The sequence below is a fragment of the Treponema sp. R8-4-B8 genome (assembly GCF_054786175.1).
The window spans coordinates 1-445 of sequence record NZ_BDHE01000409.1 but is presented as its reverse complement, the minus strand read 5'-3'; the positions used below and the strand labels follow the sequence as shown (position 1 = coordinate 445).

General features: G+C 49.7%; 2 protein-coding genes. One reads left to right on the top strand and one right to left on the bottom strand.

The annotated features are described in order from the left end of the window. Positions 1 to 4 precede the first annotated feature (4 nt). The gene (locus ACYVRA_RS09000; protein ID WP_461252371.1) at positions 5 to 226 is read right to left on the bottom strand and encodes a hypothetical protein; all 222 of its coding nucleotides are present in this window, start codon (positions 224 to 226) and stop codon (positions 5 to 7) included. A gap of 38 nt (positions 227 to 264) precedes the next feature. Between ACYVRA_RS09000 and ACYVRA_RS08995 the strand changes: the two genes are divergently transcribed. Continuing rightward, a partial coding sequence (locus ACYVRA_RS08995) for a hypothetical protein (protein WP_461252370.1) occupies positions 265 to 445 on the top strand: 181 nt, incomplete at its 3' end.

Below are 445 nucleotides of genomic sequence, written 5' to 3'. Positions count from 1 at the left end.
ATAATTAATGTCCATACTTTTTCCTGCGCTTGCTAGGGTTTCTCCATCCGCGTAGCGTCTGAATCGTTTCGCGGATAATATTTACATCGTTGTCGGACATTGCAAATATCTCACGCAATACAAGTTCATCGCCTAAAAGGTACGCGGCATCAACGCCGAATTTTTTAACTGTTTCATTTAACTTGGAAAATATGCTTGACACCTTGTCCCTGTCTCTTATACACATCTAGATGTGTATAAGAGACAGCTATAACCGACCCGCGCGTGCACTTTTGGCGTTCTCCGGAGCGCGGCGGCAAGACGGGGATAATAAACGGGCTGGTGCCGCAGATGGACGGCGAGATCGTCCTCTTGACAGACGCGAATACGATGCACCGTACCGATTGCCTGCGGGTGATGGCTAAGCACTTCTACGACCCTAATGTCGGCGGCGTGGCGGGGCATA